Raw genomic sequence first — 25,254 nt, 5'->3', positions numbered from 1 at the left:
TCTCCCCTCTCTTCGGACGTCGTGGATCGTGACTGGCGCGCGGCCGGCGTGGCCGATCAGCGCACGCGGCGTGCAAAAGACCGGGCCCGCGCCAAGTGCAAAAAACGTACGGTCGTGCTAATTTAACCACATCTTCTTGGACCGGAATCATGAGCAATTTCCCGATCGACACCTTAGGCATCGTGGGCACCGGCGCAATGGGCCGCGGCATCGCCCAGATCGCCGCGCAGGCCGGCCTGACCGTGCACCTGTTCGACACCAATCCCCAGGCCGTCGCGGCGGCGCGCCAGTACCTGCAGGACACCTTCGCCAAGCTGGCCGACAAGGGCAAGATGAGCACCGGCGATGCCGATGCCGCACTGGCGCGCGTCAAGCCGTGCAACGCGCTCGAGGACCTGTCCGGTTGCGACATGGTGCTGGAGGCGATCGTCGAGAAGCTGGAGGTCAAGCGCGACCTGGTGGCCAGGCTGGAAGCCATCGTACGCGAGAACGCGATCATCGCGTCGAATACCTCGTCGCTGTCGATCACCGCGATCGCGGTGGGTGCGCGCCTGCCGGGCCGCATCGCCGGCTATCACTTCTTCAATCCGGTCCCGCTGATGAAGGTGGTGGAAGTCATCGACGGCCTCTCGGGCGACCCCGCGGTGGGCGATGCGCTGATGGCGCTGTCGCGCCGCATGGGCCATACGCCGGTGCGCTGCAAGGACATGCCGGGCTTCATCGTCAACCATGCCGGCCGCGGCATGAATATCGAGGGCCTCAAGGTCGCGCAGGAAGGCGTGGCCTCGTTTGCCGAGATCGACAACATCATGCGCGAGCAGGCGGGCTTCCGCATGGGGCCGTTCGAGCTGATGGACCTGACCGGGCTCGACGTCTCGCATCCGGTCATGGAGTCGATCTACAACCAGTTCTACCAGGAAGCGCGCTATCGTCCGTCGCCGATCACGGCGCTGCGCTACGTCGGCGGCCTGCTCGGCCGCAAGACCGGTGGCGGCTTCTACACGTATGCCGAGGGCCAGAAGCAGGTGCCCGCCGCCGCGGTCGCGCCCGCGGCGCGTCCGTCCAGCGTGTGGGTGAGCCGCGCGCACGAGCGTGGCCATGCCATGACCGTCAAGCTGCTGACCGCCATGGGCGTGACGCCGGAAGTCGGCAACACGCCGTCGGCCGAAGCACTGATCGTGGTCACGCCGCTGGGCCTCGATGCCACCACCGCCGCGCTTGAGCAGGGCCTCGACGCGAGCCGCACCGTGGCCATCGATACGCTGCTGCCGTTCGAGGCGACCAGGCGCCGCACGCTGATGACCACGCCGGCCACGAGCGCGGCCGCGCGCGACGCGGCGCATGGCCTGTTTGCCAGCGACGGCGTGCCCGTGACGGTAATCCGCGACTCGGCTGGCTTTGTGGCCCAGCGCATGATCTGCTGCATCGTCAATATCGCCAGCGATATCGCGCAGCAGCGTATCGCCACGCCGACCGACATCGACCTCGCGGTCAACCTCGGGCTGGGCTATCCGCGCGGTCCGCTCTCGCTGGGCGACGCCATCGGCCCCGACCTGATCCTCGAGGTGCTGCGCAACCTCGACCGCCTCACCGGCGACATGCGCTATCGTCCGAGCCCGTGGCTGTGGCGGCGCGCGGGCCTGGGCCTGTCGCTGCTGACCGAGGAAGCCTGAGCGCGGGCGCCCTGTCGCGGGGCGCCCGTTTTGTTTTCCGCCGATACCGTACCGAGCCCGCCATGACTGCCCAGCTGCTTTCCGAACGCGTCGACTCGACGCTGGTCCTGACCATCTCGAATCCGGAGGCGCGCAATGCGCTGCATCCCGATATCTACGCGGCCTCGCACGAGGCGCTGGAGGTGGCCGCGCGCGACGACGCGATTCGCGCCGTCATCATCACCGGTGCCGATGGCGTGTTCTGCGCGGGCGGCAACCTGAACCGCCTGCTCGGCAATCGTGCCAGGCCGCGCTCGGTGCAGGAGGAAAGCATCGAGACGCTCAATCACTGGATCGAGACGCTGCACGCGCATCCCAAGCCGATCATCGCCGCAGTCGAAGGCCCGGCCGCGGGCGCCGGCTTCTCGCTGGTGCTGGCCTGCGACTTCGTGGTGGCCGCGAGCGATGCCCGGTTCGTCATGGCCTATGTGAAGGTCGGCCTCACGCCCGATGGCGGCGGCTCTTACGAACTCGCGCGCATGCTGCCGCGCCAGCTGGCCAGCGAGATGATGATGGAAGGCAAGCCGGTGGATGCGGCACGCCTCGCCCAGCTCGGCATCGTCAACCGTGTGGTGCCGCCGGGCCAGGCGCTGGTCGAGCCGACGCGGCTGGCGGAGCAGCTCGGCCGCGAATCGCCAAACGCGGTGCGCGGCATCAAGGCGCTGATCAACCATGCCCAGAACGCCACGTTGACCGAACATCTGGCGGCCGAGCGCGACAGCTTTGTGGCAGCACTGCATCATGCCGATGGCGGCGAAGGCATCAGCGCGTTTCTTGAGAAGCGCAAGCCGAACTACCGCTAGGCGCAGCCACGACCAACGCCAGCGCGCAACCGATAACGCGACGCGGCGGCACGAGAACAGACCAGAGACGAGGCACGGACGGAGACAGCATGAGCAATGGTTCGAACAATGTTTCGCACTTCGAAGGCACGCGACCCGTGGCCGAGCAGCAGCGCTTCGACACGGGCGCGCTGGAGGCCTGGATGCGCCAGCACGTGGAGGGCTTTGCCGGCCCGCTGACCGTCGAGCAGTTCAAGGGCGGGCAGTCCAACCCGACCTTCAAGCTGATCACGCCGGGCCAGACCTACGTCATGCGCGCCAAACCCGGCCCGCGCGAGAAACTGCTGCCGTCGGCCCATGCGATCGAGCGGGAATACCGCGTGATGTCGGCGCTGGCCGGCACCGACGTGCCGGTCGCACGCATGTATGCGCTGTGCGAGGACGAGACCGTGATCGGCCGCGCCTTCTACATCATGGAGTTCGTGGCGGGACGCGTGCTGTGGGATCAGTCGCTGCCCGGCATGACCCCGGCCGAGCGTGCCGCCATCTACGACGAGATGAACCGCGTGATCGCCGCGCTGCATAGCGTCGACTACCGGGCCATCGGCCTGGGCGACTACGGCAAGCCCGGCAACTACTTTCAACGGCAGATCGAGCGCTGGACCAGGCAGTACAAGCTGTCCGAGACCGAGTCGATCCCGGCCATGGACCAGTTGATGGAGTGGCTGCCCGGGCATATTCCCGCCGACGCCGATGCCCTGACAAGCATCGTGCATGGCGACTACCGGCTCGACAACCTGATGTTCCACCCGACCGAGCCGCGCGTGCTGGCGGTGCTGGACTGGGAGCTGTCCACGCTGGGCCATCCGATGGCGGACTTCGGCTACCACTGCATGAGCTGGCATATCGCGCCCGGGCAGTTCCGCGGCATCGCGGGCCTCGATTACGCCGCGCTCGGCATTCCGGACGAGGCCGCCTACCGCCGCCTGTATGAGCAGCGCACCGGCCGGCCGATCACGGGCGACTGGAACTTCTACCTCGCCTTCAGCATGTTCCGTATCGCCGGCATCCTGCAGGGCATCATGAAGCGCGTGGTCGACGGCACCGCGTCGTCCGCCCAGGCCCTCGATGCGGGCAAGCGCGCCCGGCCGATGGCGGAAATGGGCTGGAAGTACGCGCAGAAGGCCGGCGCCTGACGGCCGCCGGGCGCGGCCGGGCTCCCTGCCTCTGTCGGCGGCAGGGAAGCGCCATCGTTGGCTGCTCCACCGTTCCGTTACCGCGCCCGCGACGTTATCGGACAACTGATCATATCGGCCGCCCACACCCTCCCCATTTCCTCAGTATGGACTTGCGTAAATCCTGATAGACCATCGGTAAAAAGGCGACTACACTCCAGCCCGTGTTGTACGACAACTGATGATAAGCGCTACAGGAGACAAAACATGAATGCACGTCGCCGTTTTCTTGGCCAGGCCTCGGGCCTGGCTGCCCTCGGGACTGTCGGTACTTCCGGCCTGCTGGCCCCGTTGTCGGCATGGGCCGACGAGAAGTGGCCGACCCGGCCGATCCGCCTGATCGTGCCCTACCCTGCCGGCGGCTCGTCGGACATCATCGCGCGCCTGATCAGCAAGCAGCTCGGCGAGGCGCTCGGCCAGCCGGTGGTGGTGGATAACCGTCCCGGTGCCAACGGCAATATCGGCGCGGCGATGGTCGCCCAGTCCGGTGCCGACAACCACACGCTGCTGCTGTGCGACGTGGGCGCGCTGGCGATCAGCCCGTCGGTCTATACCAAGCTGACCTTCAGCCCGGAAAAGGATCTCAAGGGCGTGGCCATGCTGGCCTACTCGCCGCACCTGCTGGTGGTGCATCCGAGCGTGCCGGCCAATAACCTCAAGGAACTGGTGGCGTTGTCGCACCAGAAGTCGCTCAACTTCGCCGTGACGGCCATCGGCAGCGCGCCGCATCTGGCCGGCGTGGCAGTGCAGCAGGCCACCGGCGCGGCGTGGCAGTACGTGCCCTACAAGGGCGGCGCGCAGGCCGTGGCGGATACCGTGGGCGGCACCGCCCAGGTGCTGATGAACGGCATGCTGGCCACGCTGCCGCAGGTGCAGGCGGGCAAGCTCAAGCTGCTGGCGGTCTCCAAGAAGACGCGCATGGCGCTGGTGAGCCAGGTACCGACCATCGCCGAGCAGGGCGTGCCGAACTTCGAATCGGGTACGTGGCAGGGCGTGATGGCGCCGAAGGGCATGCCCGATGCGATCGTGGCGCGCCTGAGCAACGAACTGATCCGCATTATCCGCACGCCGGAAATCCGCGCGCAGCTGGCCGGCCAGGGCGCCGAGGTGGTCACCATGACGCCGCCGGAAATCAACAAGTTCTTCGTGAGCGAGGAAAAGCGCTGGGCCGCGGTGGTCAAGTCGGCCGGCGTGAAGCTCGATGCCTGAGCGGGCATGAACGGGCGCGCCTGAAGGGGCGTGCCTAAAGGGGCGTGCCTAAAGGGGCGTGCCTAAAGGGGCGCGCCTAAAGGGGCGCGCCTGAAGGCGCGCGCCAGGAGAGCAGCGCTTGCGCAGGCGCCCCGGGCATCCGGGCGCCTGCGTCCGTCCCTCAATCGCCGAGCGCGACCCCTTCCCGGCGCGGATCCGCGCCACCGGCCCAGACGGCCCGGCCATTGCGCGTGGTACGCATGATCGCCTGCGTGCCGCTCGTCATCTCGATTTCCGCCACCTGATGCCCGCGCTGGCGCAGCGCGTCGACCAGGCCCGGCGTCACGAGTCCCTTCTCGACCTCCGTCGGCCCATTGCGGCTGCCGAAATTCGCCATGCCGACCGCCTGCTGGACATCCATGTTCCAGTCGAGCAGGCCCACCAGCGTCTTCGACACGTACTCAATGATCTGCGACCCGCCCGGCGAGCCCAGCGCCGCCACCAGGCGCCCGCTCTGGCGATCGAACACCAGGGTCGGCGCCATCGACGAGCGCGGACGCTTGCCGGCCTGCACGCGGTTGGCGACCGGCTTGCCGTTCTCGCTCGGCACGAACGAGAAATCGGTGAGCTGGTTGTTGAGCATGAAGCCGCGCACCATGATGTGCGAGCCGAAGTACGACTCGATGGTCGTCGTCATCGAGAGCGCACCGCCGCGGTCGTCCACGGCCACGATCTGCGAAGTCGAAATGCGCAGCGGCGAGCGGTCGGGCGCAAAGGCGACCGTCGAGCCTGCCGGCACGCCGGGCTGGGCCTTGCCCATGCTGCGGTCGCCAATCAGCGCGGCGCGCTCGCGCAGGTACGCGGGGCTGACCAGGCCGGCCACGTCGACCGGTACGAAATCGGCGTCCGCCACATAGAGCCCGCGGTCCGCATAGGCCAGGCGATCGGCTTCCGCGATCGCATGCACCGCCAGCGGATCGGCTTCGAGCGCGGCCGGCGTATTGACGGCGCGCGGCTTGAGGCTGGCGAGCGCATAGCGCGGATCGCGCTTCTCCAGCGCTTCCAGCGTGCCGAGGATCTGCGCGATGGCGATCCCGCCCGACGACGGCGGCGGCATGCCGCATACCTTCCACTGCTTGTAGTCGGTGCAGACCGGCTTGCGCTCCACCGCCTTGTACCGCGCAAGGTCGGTCGTCGACAGGCTGCCCGGATTGGGATGGCCGTTGACCTTGGCGGCGATCTCGCGCGCGATCGGCCCCGTATAGAGCGCGTTGGGTCCGCGCTGGGCAATCTCGCGCAGCGTCTGCGCCAGTTGCGGATTGCGGATGATCGTGCCGACCGGCTTGGCCTTGCCTTGCGTATCGAGGAAGTAGCCCGCCATCTCGGGCGAACCCATCATGTACTTGTCGGCCGCCACCTGTGCATAGAGGCGGGGCGACATCGGGAAGCCATCCTCGGCCAGCCGGATGGCACGCTGGAACAGCCGCGCCCACGGCAGCCGGCCGTGCTGGCGGTGCGCCATCTCCAGCGCGCGCAGCACGCCGGGCGTGCCGACCGAGCGGCCGCCGATCTGCCCTTCGGCGAATTCCATCGGCTTGCCGTCGGGTCGCATGAACAGGTTCTCGTTGGCGCCCGCCGGCGCGGTCTCGCGGCCGTCGTAAGCCTGTACGCGCTTGCCATCCCAGTACATGATGAAGGCGCCGCCGCCGATGCCGGTGGCCTGCGGCTCGACCAGTGTCAGCACCGCCTGCATGGCGATGGCCGCGTCGATGGCCGCGCCACCCGCGCGCAGGATCTCGCGGCCGGCCTCGGTAGCCAGCGGATTGGCGGCAGCGGCCATATGGCGCTGCGCGAAGGCGGTGGTCATGCCCGGCCGATAGCCCGAGGCGACCTCCGGCGCGGGGGGCAGTCCGGCCGGGGCCGCCTTGTCGGCGGGGAGCGCGGCCGTGCCGGCGGCAGCCGGTGTCTGCGCACCGGCCGCCGCGTGTTCATCGGTGGTACCGCACGCGGCGAGCACCGCGCTGGCCAGCACCGCGAGCGCCAGCGTGGCGCGCCGCAGCGGATGACCGGGGGGATTGGTCTTGTGGTTGGTCTGGTTGCTGCCCCTGTCGTTATTGCGCTTGCTCAGGTCGATTGCCGCCATGCCAGCTCTCCTCTGGGGGGGGGGAAGAATTGGCCGATTGTAGCGGCGATCCGCCGTTCGAACAGCGATCTCCGGCAAATTCGCGCGCCGGCGACGTGCGTGCCGGCCAGCCATGAGCTCGTCGCATGAGATGGCCGCATGAGGTGACGGCATGAGGTGACGGCATGCGGTGGCCACATGCGCTAGCCACATGAGGTAGCTGCCCGCATGACCAGCCGCAGGACCGACAGCTTCGGCCGCCCGCCAGCCCTACAGCGTAGTAAACGCCCAACTCAGGTTGACGCCCTGCCCGCCCAGCGTGCCCGTTACCGTGACGTGGTAGCGCTGCCCGCTTGCCAGTGGCGCCAGCGGCGTGCAGATGGCCAGGCCCCGCGCCGCGCTCGCCATGCCAGCGGTGCGGGCATCGACCTTGGCGCAATCGACATTGCGGCCTTGCGCATCGGTGATGGTGAACGTATCCGCGTTGAACGCGAGCGCGCTGTCGATGGCCTGCAGCGTGACCGGATAGCCGACGGTGCGGCCGGCATAGGCCGGCGCCGGATCGGGACTCTCGTGGTTGACCCAGCTGGCCGGCACGTCGGCCTGGCCATCGTACGGGTACGCGACCATCAGGTTGGCCGCACCGCCCGGGCTGGCGTCGGCGAGGTCGATGGTCTGGTAGTAGCTGGCCGCGGTACCGCCATTGCTGCCGGCACCCACGCGCTCCGCATAGCCGCTGCCGGCCGAGGCGTAGCCGCCCAGCAGCGCGGCACGGTGGAATGGCGCATTGATGAGGTCGACCACGAGCGCATCCCTGGGTGCCAGCGTCAGGTTGGCCCCGGCCACCGAGGTCCACTTGTTGGCGGTGGCCACCACTTCCGCGGTGGCGTTGGTGGGGTACAGCGCCTGGATGCGCGTCTCGGCGGTCGCGCCGGTAAAGCCCGGCTGACCCGCGCTCTCGTCGTGCGTCAGCAGCTGGTTCGCCAGCATGTAGGCGCTATGGTTCTGCGCGGCGGTGCCGAGCGGATCGCGCACGCCCAGCGGCGGCAGGCCGACCTGCTCGCGGCGATAGTTGGCATAGCACAGGCCCGCGGCGCGCGCGTCGTCGAGCACATGGTAGCCGGACACCCCGGCGGCGCCGCGCGCGGGCAGCATGCCGACGGCACCGGTGACGGGTGCGGCCGGGTTGCCGCTGACCGCATAGCACGCGCGTGCCTGCGCAGCCGTAATGGGGGCTGCGGGCGCCGGCGAAGCGGCCGCCTGGGAGCCGGTCACGCCGGTCCCGCCGGCGGGACCGGCAGTGCTATTGGCGGCAGGCGCGCCCGCGCCGGCACCGCCGTCACCGCCGCCTCCGCAGGCGGCAAGCATCGTGGCGGCGGCAGCGGCCGCAAGCATTGCCGATGCGGGTGAAAGACGTGGCGAAAGATGTGGCGAAAAACGCGGGGAAAAACGCGATAAGCGGCGTAGCGGAAAACGTGGTGAACGGCGCGGTTGCAATGTATGCCCCCCAAGACAAAACCGCACGATGGTAGGGGCCGGGGGAATGGGCAGTCCAGCGCGCGAACATTTCCTTACGTTGTGATTCGCGCGCGCGCCACCGGGGTTGCCGCAGGGGGGCGCAGGGGGCCGGCAGGCGCTGCGAGGATTCGCTGGAAGACTCGCCTGAAGACGCGAGCAAGGACCCGGCCGCGGCCTCGTGTCAGGACGCGCGCGTGGATTCGACAGTACCGACGGCACCGCCCGGCCCCCCCGCGCCACCGCCAAGGGAGGCCATCACGGCGAGCAACTGCTCGCGCAGCCAGCGGTTGGCACCATCGTTCTCGCCCCCGGCATGCCAGTACAGGTGCAGTTCGAGCGCCGGCACCTGGAACGGCAACGACAGAATGCGGTTGGCATAGGGCTCGTTGGCGATGCGCGCATAACGCAATGGCAGCGTCGCCAGCAAATCGGTGCAACTGACCACGCGGCAGGCGCCTGCATAGTGCTGGCAACGCAGGCGCACGCGCCGCGTCAGGCCCATGCGATGCAGCGCCTGGTCCTCGAGCCCGGCGCCGCGCCGGCGCGACGACACGTGCAGATGCTCGGCGGCGAGATAGCGGTCGAGCGTCAGCTCCTTCTTCACCAGCGGATGATCGCGGCGCGCCAGCACGACCATCGGGTCCGACATGAACGGCGCGTGGTGGATCGCCGGCGAGACCGGCAGCAGGATATCGATCGCCGCGTCGAGCGTGCCGGCCAGCAGCTCGGACTCCATCTCGCGCCGGTCGAAGCGGATCGCCGCGATCTCCACCTGCGGCGCCAGCGCGGTCACGCGCGTCATCAGTGGCGGCAGCAGCGTGGACTCCAGCGCGTCGCGCATGCCGATGGTGAAGCGGCGCACGGTCGCGGTGGGATCGAAGTGCGGCGTGTCCTGCAGCGTGCGCGCGAACGATTGCAGCGCTCCCCGTACCTCGCCGGCCAGCGAACGCGCCAGCGGTGTGGGCGCCATGCCCTGTCCGCGCCGCTCAAACAGCGGATCGTCGAACAGCGAGCGCAGCCGGCCCAGCGCGTGACTGACCGCGGGCTGGGTCAGGTTGAGCTGGCGTGCGGCCGCGGTGATGCTGCCCTCGCTGTAGATGGCATCGAACACCACGAAAAGATTGAGGTCGATCCGGGATAGCTGCATGCCCGGCATTCTGGCACGGAATGCAGGACATTGATACTGGCAAATCCAGTAAATTCATTTCTCTTATTACATGGCATCCGGTAGAGTGGCCCGCATCGTCCGGCGCGCCGCCGCCTCCCATGCCACACAAGGAGACTCCATGGATTTCGAATACTCGCAGAAGGTCAAGGACATGCAGGCCAGGCTGCTGGCCTTCTTTGACGCGCACATCTACCCGAACGAAAAGAAGTTCTATGCGGAAATCCAGGCCAACCGCGAAGCCGGCAACGCATGGGTGCCGACGCGCGTGGTCGAGGACCTGAAGCCGCTGGCGCGGGAGGCCGGGCTGTGGAACCTGTTCCTGCCGCGCTCGCAGCGTGCGCCGGAAGGGCTGTCCAACCTCGAATACGCGCCGCTGTGCGAAATCATGGGCCGGGCCCCGTGGTCGGCCGAGGTGTTCAACTGCTCGGCGCCCGACACCGGCAATATGGAAACGCTGGAGCGCTATGCCTCGGAGGCGCTCAAGGACCAGTGGCTGGAGCCGCTGCTGCGCGGCGAGATCCGTTCCGCATTCCTGATGACCGAACCCGACGTGGCTTCGTCCGACGCCACCAATATCCGTTGCCGCATCGAGCGCGACGGCGATCACTACGTGATCAACGGCACCAAGTGGTGGTCGTCGGGCGCCGGCGATCCGCGCTGCAAGATCTATATCGTGATGGGCAAGACCAATCCCGACGCGGGCCGCCACGAGCAGCAGTCCATGATCGTGGTGCCGGCCGACACCCCTGGCATCACCATCAAGCGCTTTCTGCCGGTGTTCGGTTATGACGACGCCCCGCACGGCCATATGGAGATCGAACTCAAGGACGTACGCGTGCCGGCCGCCAATATGCTGCTGGGCGAAGGTCGTGGCTTCGAGATCGCGCAGGGCCGCCTCGGCCCGGGGCGCATCCACCACTGCATGCGCAGCATCGGCGTGGCCGAGCGCGCGCTGGAGCTGCTGTGCAAGCGCGCGCTGTCGCGCGTGGCCTTTGGCAAGGAGATCGCACGCCAGGGCGTGACGCAGGAACGCATCGCGGAAGCGCGCTGCGATATCGAGATGGCGCGCCTGCTCACGCTCAAGGCCGCCTACATGATGGACACGGTGGGCAACAAGGTGGCCAAGGCCGAGATCGCGATGATCAAGGTGGTGGCGCCCAACACGGCACTGCGCGTGATCGACTGGGCCATGCAGGTGCATGGCGCGGCCGGCGTGTCGAGCGACTTCCCGCTCGCCAACTGGTGGGCGCACCAGCGCACGCTGCGCTTTGCCGATGGCCCGGACGAAGTCCACCGCAATGCCATCGCCAAGCTGGAGCTGGCCAAGCATATGAGCGTGAATCCGGACGAGATCCGGATGCCGGTCACGCGTGGTTCGTAAGGCGGCAGCGGAGGCGCGGTAAGCTCAGCGGCGCGGCCGCGCGGGCCGCGCCACGCGCTGGGGCACGGCAAGGCGCGCGCAAGGTGGTGGGGTGGGGTGCGGCATGGTGTGGTGCGGTGTGGTGGGGTGCGCTGTGGTGCGGCGCCCCGCCGTATCGACGGCGCCGCGCCGCGGCACGCTACCCCTGCGCGGCATCCCGCGGCGCGTTGCTCCGCGACACGCAACACAGCAGGCCGCCCGCGGGCAGCAGTGCCTCCAGCGTAAAGACATCGCGCGGATCGGGCGCGAATGCGGTGCCCGGATGCATATAGGCGATATGGGCCTGGCTGTCGTCACGCTCGGGACGCCATTGCAGCTTGAGTGTGCCGCGATAGCACACCGCCCAGCGCACCGACTGCGCGTGCTGGTGCCGCGCCCAGTCGCCCTCCCCCACATCGATCAGCGCGCATTCGCCGGGCCCGCACGGCGCCGCGAGATCGGCCACCACGCGCACCAGCACGCTTTCCAGCAGCGCCTGCAGTTCGAGGCCGCGGCCGGGCGCGGGTTCGAAGACATCGCCGCCACCCAGCAAGGCGACCTCGCGCCCGGCCTCGCGAATGCAGAGACCACCGCGCAGGCATGCCCACCATTCGGTACGCCCGGAATTCATACTGAATGCCGGTTGGGTTTCACCGGCACGCAGAAAAACATAGTCGCAGGTATTGCCGAGCGAGGCACTTGCCGGGATGATGCGAAGCTGGAACCCGATCCGCAGACCGGAAGTAAAGGCGGGTGGGACGGAAGGCGTAAGAAAGGTGGTGTCCGGCGAGGCCGTGGCCCCATGCATCTGGGCATCGAACAGCGAGAAGATCTGCATTGGCATTCCCACAAACAGAGCGGCTGGGACGCGATGGGTCCCGGAATGCGCGAAGTCGGGCTGGTGTGGAAACTTCTGGTGGAAACGTTGAACGACAACGTTGAACGACAACGATGCAGGCCGACGTTGAACGACAACGATGCAGGCCGACGTTGAAGGCCAACGATGCAGGCCAACGTTGAAGGCCAACGATGCAGACCAACGAGTCGCAGACCCGGTTGCAGTCCTGCGGCAATGCCACCCCAGCGATACAGTCGCGCGCTAGCCCCGTTTCGGCACGGTTTTTGTCACCGTCCGGTCATGCCATCGAGCCGCTCCCGTGACGAGAGCATCCCTTGTGATGCGGATCTGGCACCGATAGAACGTTGAACTATAAGTTGTCGTGACGGTCAGGTCAAACCCTTAGTCTCTGAGCGACTTAAAATCCACAAAGGCTCATGACTGGCGATCCTCTCAAGCTGTTCGGTCGACATCTGACGTGGTTGCGCAAACAACGCGGATGGTCGCAGGAAGCGCTGTCGCTGGAAAGCGGCCTGGCGCGATCGTACCTCAGCGGCATCGAGCGTGGCACGCGGAATGTTGCGCTCTACAACATCTGCACGCTGGCAGACACCCTCGGGGTGGCCCCGCCGGAGATGCTCGATTTTGCCAAGCACGTGGACGAGTCCGCCGTGGACGAGCCGCGTTCCCCGTTCGACCCCGGGTCCTCTCCGGCGGTACAGGCCACGCTGCGATACATGGCCGCGCTCGACGATTCGGAGCAGGACGTGGTGGCCTCCGTGGCGCGCGCACTCGCCAAGAAGAACGTGCGCTGACGGTACACGCGCGCTGTCCGCACCGCGGCCGCCGAGGCCGCTAAGGCCGCTAAGGCCGCTAAGGCCGCTGAGGCCACCCGGACTGCCGACGGCACCGAGGTGCCGTCGGCACGTCAGATGCCGAGCATCCCCTGCCGCTCGATGAACGCGACGATGTCCGCGAGGCCCTGCCCCGACTTCACGCTGCCCATCACGAACGGCCGCTCGCCGCGCATCTTGCGGGTATCGCTCTCCATGATCTCGAGCGACGCGCCCACGTAGGGCGCGAGGTCGGTCTTGTTGACCACCAGCAGGTCCGACTTGGTGATGCCCGGCCCGCCCTTGCGCGGAATCTTTTCGCCGCCCGCCACGTCGATCACGTAGATCGTCAGGTCGGACAATTCCGGGCTGAAGGTCGCGGCGAGATTGTCGCCGCCGGACTCGATGAACACCACATCGGCATCGGGAAACTTCGCCAGCATGCGATCAACGGCCTCCAGGTTGATCGAGGCGTCCTCGCGAATCGCCGTATGCGGGCACCCGCCCGTCTCCACTCCCATGATGCGCTCGGCCGGCAGCGCCCCGGAAATCGTCAGCAGGCGCTGGTCTTCCTTGGTGTAGATATCGTTGGTGATGGCTACCAGGTCATAGCGGTCGCGCATGGCCTTGCACAGCATCTCCAGCAGCGTGGTCTTGCCGGAGCCGACGGGGCCGCCCACGCCGACGCGCAGCGGAGGATTCTTCTTGGTACGGGTCATGATCGAGATCGGTTCAGGAACGGAACAGCCGCGAGTACTGCGTCTCGTGTCGCGACGACAACAGCCCCAGCAGCGGTGAAAACGTGGAAAGCCGCGGCGGCTCGGCCGCGGCGCGGTGCATGGCCTCGTCGACCAGGGCCGCCACCGGCGCATGCAGTGCGCGCAGGATATGCTGCCCCGCCACCTGGCCCAGCGGCACCGCCTTGATGGCGGCAGCCACCTGGTTTTCGGCCCAGTTGAACGCATACGCGGCCAGCCCCTCGCGCGCATCGATGCCGAGTGCGACGCAGGCCGCCGCAAACGCGGTCGGCAGGCAGACGGGCGCATCCTGCGACAGCTGCGCGAGCGCGTCGCGCAGGGCCTCGTCGCCCCATGTCATCTGCGCGATCAGGCGTGCCAGCGACCATCCCATCTGCTCGGTTTCGAGCCGCAATTCGGCGGTCTCGCGCGTGGCGTGGAACCAGTCGTTCCACTCGCGCAGCACGGCAATGTCGCGCGCGCGCCACGCCCGATGCAGCAATAGCCAGACCGGCGCCTCGCATTGCGCCTGCACATGGACGAGATTGTCACTGATCCAGCGTTCCGCACTGGCGCCATCGTGCACCAGGCCGCAGTCGATGGCGGCTTCCAGGCCCTGCGAATAGCTGAAGCCGCCGATCGGCAAGGCCGGCGAGGCGAGGTGGAGCAGCGAGATCAGCTGCGGGAGTTGGGACATGCCTCGGTCCAGGGAATGATCAGTCGCGGGAACGATGCGGGTGGCCGTGCCGGTGTGCATGGCCGTGGTCATGCGCATCGCCGTGGTCATGGCCGCACGTGTGATCGTGATCGTGCGCGTGGTCGTGTCCTTGACCATGCGCGTGGCCGTGGCCGTGGCCGTGGCCGTGGCCGTGGCCGTGGCCGTGATCGTGATCGTGATCGTGCCCGTGATGGTCGTGGAATACCGCCTGCGCGGCCGCATAGTCTTCCGCGAACGTCGCGTCGTGGCCGTGCTTGTGCCCACCGCCATAAGCGCCCGCCTCGGGCTCGAACGGCAGCTCGGCCCGTGCCACGCGCACGCCCAGCCGGACCAGCATGTCCGCCAGCACCGGGTCGAATTCGAGGCGCAGATAGTCGCGCCCCACTTCCACCGGCGTATGGCGGTTGCCGAGGTGGTAGGCGGCGCGCATCAGCGTGCGCGCGTCGTCCGACGTCACCTGCAGCACCGACTCGGCCGCGGCCTGCACCTCGACGAACGCGCCGGTCTCGGTCACCAGCAGATCGCCGCCACGCAGCACGGTGCCGCGCGGCAGGAACAGCGCTACCTCGCTGCCATCGTCGAGCGCCGCCCGCAGGCGGCTCTTGCTGCGTGCGCCGAAGGGCAGCACCAGCCTGGCCGCGCGTTTCACCAATACGGGCGCGATGCCATGCGGCGCGGGGAGATGTTTATCGATCTTGATCACGATGAACGGCGTTCAGAACAGGAAATAGCGTTGCGCCATCGGCAGCACGGTCGCGGGCTCGCACATCAGCAGCTGCCCGTCGGCCACCACCTGGTAGGTCTCGGGGTCGACGGTCACGTGCGGTTGCCAGTCATTGTGAACCATGTCGCGCTTGGACACCGTACGCGTGCCGCGCACCGCCGCGAGCGTCTTGGCCAGGCCATAGCGCGCGCCCACGTCCGCCGTCAGCGCGGCCTGCGAGACGAAGGTCAGCGACGAGCGCGGCAGTGCGCCGCCGGCCGAGGCGAACATCGGGCGGTAGTGTACCGGCTGCGGCGTCGGGATCGAGGCATTGGGATCGCCCATGGCCGCCGCCGCGATCATGCCGCCCTTGAGGATCAGACTCGGCTTGATGCCGAAGAACGCCGGCTTCCACAGCACCAGGTCCGCCCACTTGCCGACCTCGATCGAGCCTACCTCGTGCGCGATGCCATGCGTGAGCGCCGGGTTGATGGTGTACTTGGCGATGTAGCGCCGCACGCGGAAGTTGTCGTGGCCGCCGCGCGCATCGTCGGGATCGCCAGGCAGTTTGCCGCGCTGCGCGGCCATCTTGTGCGCGGTCTGCCAGGTGCGGATGATGACCTCGCCCACGCGGCCCATTGCCTGTGAGTCGCTCGAGATCATCGAGAACGCGCCCAGGTCGTGCAGGATGTCCTCGGCCGCGATGGTCTCGCGCCGGATGCGCGACTCCGCGAACGCGATGTCCTCGGCGATGGCCGGATCGAGGTGATGGCAGACCATCAGCATGTCCAGGTGCTCGTCGAGCGTATTGACCGTGTACGGCCGCGTCGGGTTGGTCGACGACGGCAGCACGTTGGCCTCGCCGCATACCTTGATGATGTCCGGCGCATGGCCGCCGCCGGCACCCTCGGTGTGATAGGTATGGATGGTGCGGCCCTTGAACGCGGCGATGGTGGCCTCGACGAAGCCGCCTTCATTGAGCGTATCGGTATGGATCGCCACCTGCGTGTCGGTGGCGTCGGCCACGCCCAGGCAGGTATCGATGGCCTGCGGGGTGGTGCCCCAGTCCTCGTGCAGCTTGAGGCCGATCGCGCCGGCTTCGATCTGCTCGGTGAGCGGTGCGGCCTGGCTGGCGTTGCCCTTGCCGAGAAAGCCGATATTCATCGGATACGCGTCGGCCGCCTGCAGCATGCGCTCCATGTACCACGGCCCCGGCGTGACGGTGGTGGCATAGGTGCCCGTGGCCGGACCGGTGCCGCCGCCGATCATGGTGGTCACGCCGCTCATCAGCGCTTCCTCGATCTGCTGCGGACAGATGAAGTGGATGTGGGTATCGATGCCGCCGGCGGTCACGATCATGCCTTCACCGGCAATCACCTCCGTGCCCGGCCCGACCACGATGGTCACACCCGGCTGGATGTCCGGATTGCCGGCCTTGCCGATCGCCGCGATGCGCCCGCCCTTGAGGCCGATATCGGCCTTGACGATGCCCCAGTGATCGACGATCAGCGCGTTGGTGATGACGGTATCGACGCAATCCTTCGACATGCGCTGGCTTTGCCCCATGCCGTCGCGAATCACCTTGCCGCCGCCGAACTTCACTTCCTCGCCGTAGATCGTGTAGTCGCGCTCGACCTCGATCACCAGCCCGGTGTCGGCCAGCCGCACGCGGTCGCCGGTGGTCGGGCCGAACATCTCGGCATAGGCCTGCCTGGAGATTTTCACCATCACAGCGCTCCCATGATCTTGCCGTTGAAGCCGTACACGATGCGGTCGCCATCGAGCGCGACCAGCTCGACCGTGCGGCTCTGCCCCGGCTCGAAGCGCACCGCGGTGCCGGCCGCGATATTGAGGCGAAAGCCGCGCGTGGCAGCGCGATCGAACGCGAGCGCGGCATTGGTCTCGTAGAAGTGGAAGTGCGAGCCCACCTGCACCGGGCGGTCGCCGGTATTGGCCACCGTCACGCTGACGGTGGCGCGGCCCACATTGAGTTCGATCTCGCCGTCCTGCGGCATCAGTTCACCGGGAATCATCGCGATGCTCCTCTCGGGGGATTCAAGCCACCAGCAGGCCAACGCCGTAGAGCGCCACGCCGGCGCCGGCCGCACGCGCGAGCCAGCTCACGCGGCGACGCAGCAGCAGGCCGGCACCGAGGCCAAGGCAATGCAGCGTCATGGTCGCCAGCGCAAAGCCCCCCACATACGCCATGACCGGCGCCGAGGCCGGCAGCTCGGTGCCATGCGCATAGCCGTGGAACAGCGCAAAGCCGCCCACGATGGCCATGCCCGCCGCCGCCGGCAATTGCGCGCGCAGCGCTACCAGCAGGCCGATCACGAGCAGCGACGTGGCGATCATCGGCTCCACCGCGGGCAGCGCCATGCCTGCCATGCCGAGCGCGGCACCCACCAGCATCAGCACCACGAAGGCGAGCGGCAGGCGCAGCAACTGCGCCACGCCCGGCCGGGGCGCGCCCGGCGCGAAGCGCGCGGCCTGACCGTGCGTCGACAGCGCACTCCAGACGCCCACCGACGCCATCGCCAGCAGATGGTCGGCGCCGGTCAGCGGATGCAGCAGCCCGCCCCAGAAACTGCCGAGCACGGTGGTGGCCTCGTGCCCCGGGTGGGCAAAGGCGGTGGCGGCGGTCAGCGACAGCGTGGCGCCGAGCGCCAGGGCACGGCAGCGGGTAATTGCGGTAGTTGGCATGGGTTTCCCTATGATGGTATTCAGGTCGGACGGTACGGTGCGGATCAGGAGGTCAGACGATCGGATGGTGGACGGTGACGAGCTTGGTGCCGTCGGGAAACGTGGCCTCCACCTGGATCTCGGGGATCATCTCGGCCACGCCGTCCATGACGTCGGCGCGCGTCAGCACGGTGGTACCTTCGTGCATCAGTTCGGCCACGGTGCGGCCGTCGCGCGCGCCTTCCATGATGGCCGCGGTAATCAGCGCCACCGCCTCCGGGTAGTTGAGCTTGAGTCCGCGCGCGCGGCGGCGTTCGGCCAGCAGCGCGGCGGTAAAGATGAGGAGCTTGTCCTTCTCTCGCGGCGTCAGTTCCATGGTCGGGTCATCCTTTGTTGTGGTCCGGTCATCGGTGGTCTTGGCATCAGGTGGACCACAGCCGCAGCGGGCGTGCCGGCACGCCGTGCATCGGCACCCGCAGCCGGGTCCAGCTTTCGATCATCAATTGGCGCACGGCTTCCATCTGGCGGCCCAGCACCCGCAGCAGCAGCATGCGCTGGCCATGCGCGGCGAGGCACGTCACGCCGGCGCGCAGGTCGGTGCGGGGGTCGGTGCGCGAGTGGGTGGGCGAGCGGGCCCGATACGGAAGCGTCTCGGCGAGCTGCTCGGCCAGTTCCTGCGTCGCGCCTTCGCCCACCGCCCACAGCGTGCCGAGCACCGGCAGACCATCCATGCCGGCCACGGCATCGCGCAGCGGCGAGGCGGCATCGAGGTGCGACTGCTCGATCCACAGCGCGCGCGCGCCATCGCCGACGCGCGTATCGAGCCAGAGCGCGCCGCTGGACCAGCGCTCGCCCGAAGCCTGGCGGCCGAGCACCACGGCGTCCCAGCCGATCGCGCTGCCGCCCGGGGCCACGCACACGTCGGTGGCAATGCGCGCGCGCGCATCGTCGAATACGATGTTCTCCTGCGGCAGCCAGTCCAGCCGCGCGCCGGCGGCCACGTTCAGCCGCACATGCTGCGCGGCTTCGCGGCCGAGCGACTTATACCACTTGGTGGCGCCGGGCGTGGCCAGCACGGCATGCGCACCGGCACCCACCTCGATATCGAGATCGAGCCGGTCGCCACCGGCAATGCCCGCGGGCGGGTGCAACACCACCGCATGGCAGATCGCTGCCCCCTCGGGATACAGCGGCTTCTGCACCAGCAACGGCCCCTGGTGCCGGCGTTCGGCCAGCACGGTACGAACACCGGTGTGAGCAACCGAGGCGGCGCCGGGGTGCGCGGACGCGGGGGGCGCGGCGACGGCAAAGCGCAGGCGCAGGCTGGCCTGCCAGGTGGCGGGCAGGGCGAGCGAGGACGGAAAATCGGGATGGCGCATGACAATCACTGACAATCGGGGCACGGGCACGGGCAAGGGCACGAACACGGGCACGGACGGCCTGGGGCAACGGCAGCGGCGCGCGCCAGCTCACCGGCCATGGATGCCGGCATGAATGTCGGCCATCATAGCGCGCAACCGCCCTCGCCCGCGAGGCCGCACCGCAAAACGTCGCGTCAGACCGCGATCAGCTCGCGCACGCCGTCCTGCTCCATGGTCGCACCCTCCCCGCGCGCCACCACCTCGCCGCGGCTCATCACCACGTAGTGGTCGGCGAGGTGCCGCGCAAATTCGTAGTACTGCTCGACCAGCAGCACCGTCATGCCGAATTCGTCGACCAGCAGCCGCAGCGCGCGACCGATGTCCTGGATGATCGAGGGCTGGATGCCCTCGGTCGGCTCGTCGAGGATCAGCAACTGCGGCTCGCTCATCAGCGCGCGGCCGATGGCCAGCTGTTGCTGCTGGCCGCCGGACAGATCGCCGCCGCGGCGCTGGCGCATCGTGCGCAGCACCGGAAACAGCTGATAGATGCGGTCCGGCACCCCGGCCGGCGCCTTGCGGCCGGCCGCGCCGATCAGGAGGTTCTCTTCCACGGTCAGGCGCGGAAAGATCTCGCGGCCCTGCGGCACATAGGCCAGGCCCGCGGCCACGCGCTCGTAGGGCTTCTTCTTCTCGAGCGCTTCGCCGGCCCAGCTGATCTGTCCGCTGCGCGTGGGCACCACGCCCATCAGGCATTTGAGCAGCGTGCTCTTGCCCACGCCATTGCGGCCGAGCAGCGTGGTCAGCTTGCCCTGCGGCACCTCGAAGCCGACATTGCGCAGAATATGGCTGCCGCCGTAGTACTGGTTCAGTGCATTGACCTGCAGCATCGTTATCTTCCCAGATAGGATTCGATCACGCGTTCGTCGCGCTTGACCGCGTCGAGCGTGCCCTCGGCCAGCAGGCTGCCTTCGGCGAGCACCGTGACCTTGCCGGTGGCGCCGGCCAGCGCGGCCACGAACTCCATGTCGTGCTCGACCACCATCATCGAGCAGCTGCCGCGCAGGCTGTTGAGCAGGCTGGCCAGCTGCATGGTTTCCTCGTCGGTCATGCCGGCCACGGGTTCGTCGAGCAGCAGCAGTTGCGGCTGCTGCATCAGCAGCATGCCGATCTCGAGCCGCTGCTTCTGCCCGTGCGACAGCAGGCCCGCAGGCCGGTATGCCTCGTCTTCGAGGCCGGTCAGTGCCAGCGTCTCCTCGATGCGGCGATGCCCGTCCCCGGTCAGCCGCGCGCGCAGCGACGACCACCAGCGCTTGTCGGCCTTCATCGCGAGTTCGAGGTTCTCCCACACCTGGTGCTGTTCAAACACGGTGGGCTTCTGGAACTTGCGGCCGATGCCGACCTGCGCGATGCGCGGCTCGGTCATGCGCATGAGGTCGATGGTCTGTCCCAGGAACACGCGTCCGCTCACATTGGCATTGCGCGGCCCGGTCTTGCCGGTGATGACGTCCATCATGGTGGTCTTGCCCGCGCCGTTGGGGCCGATCACGCAGCGCAGCTCGCCATGGTCGATCGACAGCGACAGCTTGTTGAGCGCGCGAAAGCCGTCGAACTGCACGGTCAGGTCCTCCACGTACAGGATCGGGCCGTGCGTGGTGTCGATGACGTCCGGGTCCCGCACCACCCGGCCGAGGCCGGTGGCGTCGCCGCTCTCGGCCTGCTCGTTGGTCAATGCCGCGTTCATGCTTCCCTCCCTGCCGGCGCGGCCGGCACATCGGACGCGTCCGGGGCCGCGACATCCGTCTTGATGGTACGGCGCTCCCGCAGGCGTCGCCACAGTCCCACCACGCCATCGGGCAGGTACAGCGTGACCAGCACGAACATCGCGCCGAGCAGGAACAGCCAGTACTCGGCAAAGTACGCCGTGAACATGGTCTTGGCACCGTTGACCAGGAAGGCGCCGACGATCGGCCCGATCAGCGTGCCGCGCCCGCCCACCGCCACCCATACGGCCATCTCGATCGAGTTGGCCGGCGACATCTCGCCGGGGTTGATGATGCCGACCTGCGGCACGTACAGCGCGCCCGCAATGCCGCACAGCACCGCCGAGAAGGTCCACACGAACAGCTTGTAGCCGAGCGGGCTGTAGCCGGAGAACATCACGCGCATTTCCGCATCGCGCACCGCGGTCACCACGCGGCCGAGCTTGGAGGTCACGATGTACCGGCACGCCACGAAGCCGCCCAGCAGCGCCAGGAAGGTCAGCACGAACAGCGCCGTGCGCGTCTCCGGCGCGGCCACCGCAAAGCCGGCGATGCGCTTGAAGTCGGTGAAGCCGTTGTTGCCGCCAAACCCGGTTTCGTTGCGGAAGAACAGCAGCATCGCCGCATACGTCATGGCTTGCGTGATGATCGACAGGTACACCCCCTTGATGCGCGAGCGGAACGCGAAGAAGCCGAACAGCCACGCCAGCACGCCCGGCACCAGCACCACCAGCAGCAACGCATACGGCAGGTGCTCGGTTCCGTGCCAGAACCACGGCAGTTCCTTCCAGTCGAGGAACACCATGAAATCGGGCAGATCGCTCTTGTAAACGCCTTCGCGGCCGATGGCGCGCATCAGGTACATGCCCATCGCATAGCCGCCCAGCGCGAAGAACAGGCCATGGCCAAGGCTCAGGATGCCGCAGTAGCCCCACACCAGGTCCAGCGCGATGGCGGCCAGCGCGAAGCACATGATCTTGCCGACCAGCGTCAGCCCGTACGCCGACAGGTGGAGCGGATGGCCCGGCGGCAGCAGCAACGCACAGACCGGCACGCCGATGGCGATGACCAGCGTGAGCGCCACCAGGGCCGCCCATGCGCGCCGCGAGAACAGCGGCTGCCGCTCCGGCACCGCAAGGCGGAACGGTGCGCCGCCCGAGGAGTTGGATCGAAAGCTCGTCATCATGCCTCCGCGCTGCGCCCCTTGAGCGCGAAAAGTCCCTGCGGCCGCTTCTGGATGAAGAGGACGATCAGCACCAGGACGAAGATCTTGGCCAGCACCGCGCCGTAGAACGGCTCGATGAACTTGTTGATGATGCCGAGGCCGAAGGCCCCGACGATGGTGCCGGCCAGCTGGCCCACACCGCCGAGCACCACCACCATGAAGGAATCGATGATGTACGCCTGTCCGAGGTCGGGACCGACATTGCCGATCTGCGACAGCGCGCAGCCGCCGAGCCCGGCGATGCCCGCGCCGAACGCGAAGGCGTAGCTGTCCACCTTCCACGTGCGCACGCCCACGCAGGCCGCCATGGTGCGGTTCTGCGTGGTGGCGCGTACGAACAGGCCAAGCCGCGTGCGGTTGAGCACGCCCCAGGCGATCGCCACCACCGCCAGCGCAAACACGATGATGATGATGCGGTTGTACGGAATCACGAGGCCCGGCAGCCATTCCATGCCGCCGCTCATCCAGGCCGGGTTGGCCACCTCCACGTTCTGCGCGCCGAAGATCGTGCGCACCGCCTGCATCATCAGCAGGCTCACGCCGAAGGTTGCCAGCAGCGTCTCCAGCGGGCGGCCGTACAGATGACGCAGCACGATGCGCTCCAGCGCAAAGCCGACCAGGCCCGCGGCGAGGAACGACACCGGCAGCGCGGCCAGCAGGTACCAGTCGAACGCCTGCGGCGCATAGGCGCGGAACAGCGTCTGCACCACGTATGTGGCATAGGCCCCGATCATCAGGAATTCGCCGTGCGCCATATTGATGACGCCGATCAGTCCATAGGTGATGGCCAGACCCAGCGCGGCGAGCAGCAGCACGCTGCCGAGGCTCAGGCCGGCAAACAGGTTGCCGACCAGGTCGGCGCGGCGCTGATCGCTGCGCAAGGTGTCGATGGCCTGCTGCGCGGCCACGCGCACTTCGGTATCGGGCTCGCGATACTTGCCGGCTTCATCGCGCTCGACCAGCGGCGCCAGCTTCTGGCGGCTTTGCGGATTGCTGTCGGCACCGAGAATGCGGATCGCCTCCAGGCGCGTCTCGCGACTGGCATCGGTGCCCTGCGCCAGCACGGTATTGGCCCAGATCACGTCGAGCCGCGCGCGCAGACCGGCATCGGCCTCGGCCTTGCGGGCCGCTTCCACTGCCTCGCGCGACGCGTTCTCGGGGGCATCGAACAAGGTGTCGATGGCCTGCCGGCGCACGGCGATATCGGGCGACTGCAACTGCAGGCTGCTGGCCGCGCTGTCCACGATGGTGCGCAGGCTGTTGTTGAGGGTCAGCGATTCGAGTTCATCGGCCTTGACGGTCACCGGCTGGCCGGTGATGGCGTCGACGGTCCGGTCGCCCTCCTGGCGCACCATGCCGACCGACGGCGCGTATTGCAGCGCATCGTCCTGCAACGCCTTCAGAATCGGGGCAGCTTGTGTGGCGGGCGCCCGCGCGAGCGCGTCGAGCGCGGCGGTCTTGGCGTCGAAATCGTCGCCGGCGAGCGGCTTCAGATCGGCCTGCGTCAGTGACGCAGCCCACAGTGGCGCAGCCCACAGCGGCGCGACTGCGAGCCACAAGGCAGCCAGTATGGCGCTGAGCCATGAGCGGGAATTGGGACGAGGCATAAGGCTGGCGGAGTCTTGGTATGGCGCGATCGATCGCGTCTTGGCTGGTTTGGAGAACCGCGTGTGCTGGCCCCTCGGCCGCATCGCGGCAGAGGGGTTGGGGAACCGGCATGGGCGTCGGGGCGGGCGCAGTCGCCCGGTCCGCTCGCACCCGCTCCCCGCCTCACACCCGCGCAGCGCGGGCACGAGGGGTAAAACGGCGCAGGCAGACTGGCCTTACATCACCTTGTCCGGCTTGCCTTCGTTGCCGGAGATGAACGGGCTCCACGGTTGCGCGCGGATCGGCTTAGCGGTCTTCCACACCACGTTGAACTGGCCGTCGGCCTTGACTTCGCCGATCATCACCGGCTTGTACAGGTGGTGGTTGTCGCCCATGGTCAGCGTAAAGCCGTCCGGCGCCTTGAAGGTCTGGCCGTACATCGCGGCACGCACCTTGTCCGGATTGGTGGTGCCGGCCTTCTTCACGGCCTGGGCCCACATGTGGATGCCGACGTAGGTGGCTTCCATCGGGTCGTTGGTCACGCGCTTGTCGCCGCCGGGCAGGTTGTTGGCCTTGACCCAGGCCGCCCATTGCTTCTTGAACGCTTCGTTCTCGGGGTTCTTGACCGACATGAAGTAGTTCCAGGCGGCCAGATGGCCCACCAGCGGCTTGGTATCGATGCCGCGCAGTTCTTCCTCACCCACCGAGAAGGCCACCACCGGCACGTCCTTGGCCTTGAGGCCGGCGTTGCCGAGTTCCTTGTAGAACGGCACGTTGGAGTCGCCGTTGATGGTCGAGATCACGGCCGTCTTGCCGCCCTGCGAGAACTTCTTGATATTCGCGACGATGGTCTGGTAGTCGCTATGACCGAACGGCGTGTAGACCTCCTCGATGTCCTTGTCGGCCACGCCCTTGCTCTTGAGGAACGCGCGCAGGATCTTGTTGGTCGTGCGCGGGTAGACGTAGTCCGTACCCAGCAGGAAGAAGCGTTTGGCACCGCCGCCCTCCTTGCTCATCAGGTATTCCACTGCCGGAATGGCCTGCTGGTTCGGCGCCGCGCCCGTGTAGAACACGTTCTTGGACATTTCCTCGCCCTCGTACTGGACCGGGTAGAACAGCAGCGAGTTCAGTTCCTCGTACACCGGCAGCACCGACTTGCGCGAGACCGAGGTCCAGCAACCGAAGGTCACGGCCACCTTGTCGTTGGTGATCAGCTGGCGTGCCTTCTCGGCGAACAGCGGCCAGTTCGACGCGGGATCGACCACCACCGGCTCGAGCTTGCGGCCAAGCACGCCACCGCTCTTGTTGATCTCGTCGATGGTCATCAGCGCCACGTCCTTGAGCGAGGTCTCGGAAATGGCCATGGTGCCGGACAGCGAATGCAGAATGCCGACCTTGATCGGTTCCTTGGACTGCGCCATCGCCAGCGGGCTGGTACCGATCATCGCCGCGGCGGCTATCGCCGACAGCTTCAGCATGTCACGTCGTTTCATTGCAGCTCTCCCAGTGTTCGTATGTGGTCAGGGACTAACGCACCCCGGGAGCCTTTTCTGCAACTAGCATGCCATGGCAAAAAGCGATGCCGGTGAGACGATATCGCGGGCGCGCACCACGACAGTGCCAATGCAGGCCGCGCGCACGCGCACCGTTCCCGTGCATGACGCATGAATGGCGCGGGTTACGGGC

Annotated in this window: 23 protein-coding genes; 6 read left to right on the top strand and 17 right to left on the bottom strand. The window is 67.8% G+C overall.

Annotated elements, in window-relative coordinates; genetic code table 11:
- Positions 1-149 precede the first annotated feature (149 nt).
- From DFLDMN_RS00375 to DFLDMN_RS00360, 4 genes are all read left to right on the top strand, one after another.
- The gene (locus DFLDMN_RS00375) at positions 150-1,673 is read left to right on the top strand and encodes a 3-hydroxyacyl-CoA dehydrogenase (RefSeq protein WP_423196562.1); all 1,524 of its coding nucleotides are present in this window, start codon (positions 150-152) and stop codon (positions 1,671-1,673) included.
- 62 nt (positions 1,674-1,735) lie between these two features.
- The gene (locus DFLDMN_RS00370; protein WP_423196561.1) at positions 1,736-2,515 is read left to right on the top strand and encodes an oxepin-CoA hydrolase, alternative type; all 780 of its coding nucleotides are present in this window, start codon (positions 1,736-1,738) and stop codon (positions 2,513-2,515) included.
- An 89-nt stretch (positions 2,516-2,604) separates the two neighbouring features.
- Positions 2,605-3,690: a phosphotransferase gene (locus DFLDMN_RS00365; RefSeq protein ID WP_423196560.1), complete on the top strand. Its 1,086-nt coding sequence runs from the start codon at positions 2,605-2,607 to the stop codon at positions 3,688-3,690.
- A 246-nt stretch (positions 3,691-3,936) separates the two neighbouring features.
- Positions 3,937-4,938, top strand: a complete 1,002-nt coding sequence (locus DFLDMN_RS00360; protein WP_423196559.1) for a Bug family tripartite tricarboxylate transporter substrate binding protein — start codon at positions 3,937-3,939, stop codon at positions 4,936-4,938.
- Between the two features lie 160 nt (positions 4,939-5,098).
- On the opposite strand, the gene DFLDMN_RS00355 is transcribed toward DFLDMN_RS00360, so the two are convergent.
- The 3 genes from DFLDMN_RS00355 to DFLDMN_RS00345 form a co-directional block, all read right to left on the bottom strand.
- Positions 5,099-7,060 (bottom strand): gamma-glutamyltransferase family protein, encoded by a 1,962-nt coding sequence (locus DFLDMN_RS00355; RefSeq protein WP_423196558.1) that lies wholly within the window; start codon positions 7,058-7,060, stop codon positions 5,099-5,101.
- Between the two features lie 249 nt (positions 7,061-7,309).
- Positions 7,310-8,434 carry a CAP domain-containing protein gene (locus DFLDMN_RS00350; RefSeq protein WP_423196557.1) on the bottom strand — a complete coding sequence of 375 codons (1,125 nt, stop codon included), beginning with the start codon at positions 8,432-8,434 and terminating at the stop codon, positions 7,310-7,312.
- A 304-nt stretch (positions 8,435-8,738) separates the two neighbouring features.
- The gene (locus DFLDMN_RS00345; RefSeq protein ID WP_423196556.1) at positions 8,739-9,704 is read right to left on the bottom strand and encodes a LysR family transcriptional regulator; all 966 of its coding nucleotides are present in this window, start codon (positions 9,702-9,704) and stop codon (positions 8,739-8,741) included.
- A 139-nt stretch (positions 9,705-9,843) separates the two neighbouring features.
- Here DFLDMN_RS00345 and DFLDMN_RS00340 point away from each other — a divergent pair, with 139 nt between their 5' ends.
- The gene (locus DFLDMN_RS00340) at positions 9,844-11,106 is read left to right on the top strand and encodes an acyl-CoA dehydrogenase family protein (RefSeq protein ID WP_423196555.1); all 1,263 of its coding nucleotides are present in this window, start codon (positions 9,844-9,846) and stop codon (positions 11,104-11,106) included.
- Positions 11,107-11,284: 178 nt separating this feature from the next.
- On the opposite strand, the gene DFLDMN_RS00335 is transcribed toward DFLDMN_RS00340, so the two are convergent.
- The gene (locus tag DFLDMN_RS00335) at positions 11,285-11,962 is read right to left on the bottom strand and encodes a hypothetical protein (RefSeq protein WP_423196554.1); all 678 of its coding nucleotides are present in this window, start codon (positions 11,960-11,962) and stop codon (positions 11,285-11,287) included.
- 437 nt (positions 11,963-12,399) lie between these two features.
- Here DFLDMN_RS00335 and DFLDMN_RS00330 point away from each other — a divergent pair, with 437 nt between their 5' ends.
- Positions 12,400-12,777: a helix-turn-helix domain-containing protein gene (locus tag DFLDMN_RS00330; protein ID WP_423196553.1), complete on the top strand. Its 378-nt coding sequence runs from the start codon at positions 12,400-12,402 to the stop codon at positions 12,775-12,777.
- A gap of 113 nt (positions 12,778-12,890) precedes the next feature.
- Here DFLDMN_RS00330 and ureG read toward each other — a convergent pair whose 3' ends face one another.
- From ureG to urtA, 13 genes are all read right to left on the bottom strand, one after another.
- Entirely contained in the window at positions 12,891-13,514 is a 624-nt protein-coding gene (gene ureG / locus DFLDMN_RS00325) for an urease accessory protein UreG (protein WP_423196552.1), read from the bottom strand.
- 13 nt (positions 13,515-13,527) lie between these two features.
- Positions 13,528-14,229 carry an urease accessory protein UreF gene (locus tag DFLDMN_RS00320; RefSeq protein WP_423196551.1) on the bottom strand — a complete coding sequence of 234 codons (702 nt, stop codon included), beginning with the start codon at positions 14,227-14,229 and terminating at the stop codon, positions 13,528-13,530.
- A gap of 19 nt (positions 14,230-14,248) precedes the next feature.
- The gene (gene ureE / locus DFLDMN_RS00315) at positions 14,249-14,953 is read right to left on the bottom strand and encodes an urease accessory protein UreE (RefSeq protein WP_423196550.1); all 705 of its coding nucleotides are present in this window, start codon (positions 14,951-14,953) and stop codon (positions 14,249-14,251) included.
- A gap of 12 nt (positions 14,954-14,965) precedes the next feature.
- Positions 14,966-16,684 (bottom strand): urease subunit alpha, encoded by a 1,719-nt coding sequence (ureC, locus tag DFLDMN_RS00310; RefSeq protein ID WP_423196549.1) that lies wholly within the window; start codon positions 16,682-16,684, stop codon positions 14,966-14,968.
- A complete protein-coding gene (locus DFLDMN_RS00305; protein WP_423196548.1) occupies positions 16,681-16,986 on the bottom strand; it encodes an urease subunit beta in 306 nt (101 codons plus the stop codon). The genes ureC and DFLDMN_RS00305 overlap by 4 nt, the downstream gene beginning before the upstream one ends.
- 22 nt (positions 16,987-17,008) lie before the next feature.
- Positions 17,009-17,656: a HupE/UreJ family protein gene (locus DFLDMN_RS00300; protein ID WP_423196547.1), complete on the bottom strand. Its 648-nt coding sequence runs from the start codon at positions 17,654-17,656 to the stop codon at positions 17,009-17,011.
- Between the two features lie 52 nt (positions 17,657-17,708).
- The gene (locus DFLDMN_RS00295) at positions 17,709-18,011 is read right to left on the bottom strand and encodes an urease subunit gamma (protein WP_423196546.1); all 303 of its coding nucleotides are present in this window, start codon (positions 18,009-18,011) and stop codon (positions 17,709-17,711) included.
- A gap of 46 nt (positions 18,012-18,057) precedes the next feature.
- Positions 18,058-19,014 (bottom strand): urease accessory protein UreD, encoded by a 957-nt coding sequence (locus DFLDMN_RS00290; protein WP_423196545.1) that lies wholly within the window; start codon positions 19,012-19,014, stop codon positions 18,058-18,060.
- 176 nt (positions 19,015-19,190) lie between these two features.
- Positions 19,191-19,883: an urea ABC transporter ATP-binding subunit UrtE gene (gene urtE, locus DFLDMN_RS00285; protein ID WP_423196544.1), complete on the bottom strand. Its 693-nt coding sequence runs from the start codon at positions 19,881-19,883 to the stop codon at positions 19,191-19,193.
- Between the two features lie 2 nt (positions 19,884-19,885).
- Positions 19,886-20,737: an urea ABC transporter ATP-binding protein UrtD gene (gene urtD / locus DFLDMN_RS00280; RefSeq protein ID WP_423196543.1), complete on the bottom strand. Its 852-nt coding sequence runs from the start codon at positions 20,735-20,737 to the stop codon at positions 19,886-19,888.
- Positions 20,734-21,939 (bottom strand): urea ABC transporter permease subunit UrtC, encoded by a 1,206-nt coding sequence (gene urtC, locus DFLDMN_RS00275; RefSeq protein WP_423198490.1) that lies wholly within the window; start codon positions 21,937-21,939, stop codon positions 20,734-20,736. Before urtC ends, urtD begins: the two co-directional genes overlap by 4 nt.
- Positions 21,939-23,588, bottom strand: a complete 1,650-nt coding sequence (gene urtB, locus DFLDMN_RS00270; RefSeq protein ID WP_423196542.1) for an urea ABC transporter permease subunit UrtB — start codon at positions 23,586-23,588, stop codon at positions 21,939-21,941. Before urtB ends, urtC begins: the two co-directional genes overlap by 1 nt.
- Positions 23,589-23,804: 216 nt before the next feature.
- Positions 23,805-25,061 (bottom strand): urea ABC transporter substrate-binding protein, encoded by a 1,257-nt coding sequence (gene urtA / locus DFLDMN_RS00265; protein ID WP_423196541.1) that lies wholly within the window; start codon positions 25,059-25,061, stop codon positions 23,805-23,807.
- Positions 25,062-25,254 lie beyond the last annotated feature (193 nt).

It is taken from the genome of Cupriavidus sp. H19C3, assembly GCF_049393815.1.
Classification (GTDB): domain Bacteria; phylum Pseudomonadota; class Gammaproteobacteria; order Burkholderiales; family Burkholderiaceae; genus Cupriavidus.
The sequence above is the reverse complement of the archived record's forward strand: the minus strand, read 5'-3'. Positions and strand labels throughout refer to the sequence as shown.

Bases quoted from the DNA above. Each gene is read 5' to 3' on its own strand.
- DFLDMN_RS00340 (WP_423196555.1), top strand. From the start codon at position 9,844: ATGGATTTCGAATACTCGCAGAAGGTCAAGGACATGCAGGCCAGGCTG.
- DFLDMN_RS00300 (WP_423196547.1), bottom strand. From the start codon at position 17,656: ATGCCAACTACCGCAATTACCCGCTGCCGTGCCCTGGCGCTCGGCGCC.
- urtC (WP_423198490.1), bottom strand. From the start codon at position 21,939: ATGACGAGCTTTCGATCCAACTCCTCGGGCGGCGCACCGTTCCGCCTT.
- DFLDMN_RS00345 (WP_423196556.1), bottom strand. From the start codon at position 9,704: ATGCAGCTATCCCGGATCGACCTCAATCTTTTCGTGGTGTTCGATGCC.
- DFLDMN_RS00360 (WP_423196559.1), top strand. From the start codon at position 3,937: ATGAATGCACGTCGCCGTTTTCTTGGCCAGGCCTCGGGCCTGGCTGCC.
- ureG (WP_423196552.1), bottom strand. From the start codon at position 13,514: ATGACCCGTACCAAGAAGAATCCTCCGCTGCGCGTCGGCGTGGGCGGC.
- DFLDMN_RS00330 (WP_423196553.1), top strand. From the start codon at position 12,400: ATGACTGGCGATCCTCTCAAGCTGTTCGGTCGACATCTGACGTGGTTG.
- urtA (WP_423196541.1), bottom strand. From the start codon at position 25,061: ATGAAACGACGTGACATGCTGAAGCTGTCGGCGATAGCCGCCGCGGCG.
- urtB (WP_423196542.1), bottom strand. From the start codon at position 23,588: ATGCCTCGTCCCAATTCCCGCTCATGGCTCAGCGCCATACTGGCTGCC.
- urtD (WP_423196543.1), bottom strand. From the start codon at position 20,737: ATGAACGCGGCATTGACCAACGAGCAGGCCGAGAGCGGCGACGCCACC.
- DFLDMN_RS00295 (WP_423196546.1), bottom strand. From the start codon at position 18,011: ATGGAACTGACGCCGCGAGAGAAGGACAAGCTCCTCATCTTTACCGCC.
- DFLDMN_RS00350 (WP_423196557.1), bottom strand. From the start codon at position 8,434: ATGCTTGCGGCCGCTGCCGCCGCCACGATGCTTGCCGCCTGCGGAGGC.
- urtE (WP_423196544.1), bottom strand. From the start codon at position 19,883: ATGCTGCAGGTCAATGCACTGAACCAGTACTACGGCGGCAGCCATATT.
- DFLDMN_RS00365 (WP_423196560.1), top strand. From the start codon at position 2,605: ATGAGCAATGGTTCGAACAATGTTTCGCACTTCGAAGGCACGCGACCC.
- DFLDMN_RS00355 (WP_423196558.1), bottom strand. From the start codon at position 7,060: ATGGCGGCAATCGACCTGAGCAAGCGCAATAACGACAGGGGCAGCAAC.
- DFLDMN_RS00375 (WP_423196562.1), top strand. From the start codon at position 150: ATGAGCAATTTCCCGATCGACACCTTAGGCATCGTGGGCACCGGCGCA.
- DFLDMN_RS00305 (WP_423196548.1), bottom strand. From the start codon at position 16,986: ATGATTCCCGGTGAACTGATGCCGCAGGACGGCGAGATCGAACTCAAT.
- DFLDMN_RS00370 (WP_423196561.1), top strand. From the start codon at position 1,736: ATGACTGCCCAGCTGCTTTCCGAACGCGTCGACTCGACGCTGGTCCTG.
- DFLDMN_RS00335 (WP_423196554.1), bottom strand. From the start codon at position 11,962: ATGCAGATCTTCTCGCTGTTCGATGCCCAGATGCATGGGGCCACGGCC.
- DFLDMN_RS00290 (WP_423196545.1), bottom strand. From the start codon at position 19,014: ATGCGCCATCCCGATTTTCCGTCCTCGCTCGCCCTGCCCGCCACCTGG.
- DFLDMN_RS00320 (WP_423196551.1), bottom strand. From the start codon at position 14,229: ATGTCCCAACTCCCGCAGCTGATCTCGCTGCTCCACCTCGCCTCGCCG.